The organism is Maccoyibacter intestinihominis, assembly GCF_040096355.1.
Taxonomy (GTDB): Bacteria; Bacillota; Clostridia; order Lachnospirales; family Lachnospiraceae; genus Maccoyibacter; species Maccoyibacter intestinihominis.
Window position 1 is genome coordinate 1 of the sequence record NZ_JBBMEX010000046.1, and the last position, 506, is coordinate 506.

The 506-nt window shown below is 42.7% G+C and carries 1 pseudogene; it reads right to left on the reverse strand.

The features are described 5' to 3' along the window. Window positions 1-62 precede the first annotated feature (62 nt). Window positions 63-506 (reverse strand): annotated as a pseudogene (locus WMO43_RS14240) (MobA/MobL family protein); the annotation flags it as partial.

The following is a 506-nucleotide window of genomic DNA, read 5'->3' on the forward strand; positions in this document are numbered from 1 at the left end:
GTATCTCTACGATTTTCTGATGTGTCCGGGCATAATCCCGTTGTTGTGTTAAGCATCGTATTTTATCTTGACATTCCCCGATCATGACGTTTGCGCTTCGCAGCTTCTCTTTCTCGATCTGCAATGCTCTGTCTGCCAGCTTCAAGTCGTTCTTTAATGCTTGAATATTCCCGGCTTTGTTCTCTTTGTTTAATTTCTCGTTCAAGGTCAGAGATTCGCTGAGCTGCGTCTTCAGTTCCTCGATAAGCTGGTCTTTCTGTTCCAGTTCTTCTTGTATCTCCTCGGTCAAGAGCAGAAGTTCTTCCAACTGTTCGGCGTTCTTTGATTCTCTGGATTCGTTCATCTATATCACGTCCTTTCCTTATTTGCTGTTCCAGTTCAGCAATTCGGTGTTCTGTTTCAGCAATAAACTGTTTTCGCTGTTCAGAGTCTGTGCCAATATCTGCCATTGCTGATTTTCGTTTTCCAAAAGTTCTATCTTCGTTTTCTGTTCTTCCATCTTGGAA